This is a genomic window from Burkholderia sp. AU4i (assembly GCF_000466765.1).
Classification (GTDB): domain Bacteria; phylum Pseudomonadota; class Gammaproteobacteria; order Burkholderiales; family Burkholderiaceae; genus Burkholderia; species Burkholderia cepacia.
In genome coordinates, this window is the sequence record NZ_ASSI01000378.1 from 1 (window position 1) to 686 (window position 686).

Annotated in this window: 1 protein-coding gene; it reads right to left on the reverse strand. The window is 69.1% G+C overall.

The window, feature by feature from the left end; genetic code table 11:
- Positions 1-686, reverse strand: a 686-nt coding sequence (locus L810_RS42825; RefSeq protein WP_042978399.1) for a sugar phosphate nucleotidyltransferase, incomplete at both ends; no start/stop codon positions are given.

Genomic DNA, 686 nt, shown 5'->3' on the forward strand with positions numbered 1-686 from the left:
CGTCGACGAGCAGCGTTTCCGCGATATTGCGCTGATGAATGCGTTCGAGCTCGGCGAGCTGCGCCTTGCTGTTCACGCCGAGCGTTTCCCATTCCTCGTCGGGTTGGGCGGTGACGACCTCGAAACCGGCCTCGATTGCGAGTTCGACGACGTCGGTCAGGTAGTACTCGCCCTGCGCGTTTTCGTTCTTCAGCGCGCCGAGCCACATCGACAGCTGGGCCGTCGGCGTGACGATGATGCCGGTGTTGATCTCGGCGATCCGCAGCTCGTCCGGCGACGCATCCTTCTGCTCGACGATGCGCGTGACGAAGCCGGCCGCGTCGCGCACGATGCGGCCGTAGCCGGTCGGATCGTCGAGCGTGACGGTGAGAATCCCGTAGCGGCCTTCGCGCGCGGCATCGACGAGGCGCTGCAGCGTCGACGCGCGCGTGAGCGGCACGTCGCCGTACAGCACGAGCGTCGGTTGTGCGGGATCGAGGAGCGGCAGGGCCTGACGCACCGCGTGGCCGGTGCCGAGCTGCTCGGCCTGCACCGCGAACTGGACGTCGGGCGCGGCGACGGCGGCCTGGACCTGCTCGGCACCGTGACCGACGACGACGACGAGCCGGGACGGCTGCAGCGTGCGCGCGGTGTCGATGACGTGGGAGAGGAGCGGCCTGCCGGCCAGGGGGTGAAGCACTTTCGGC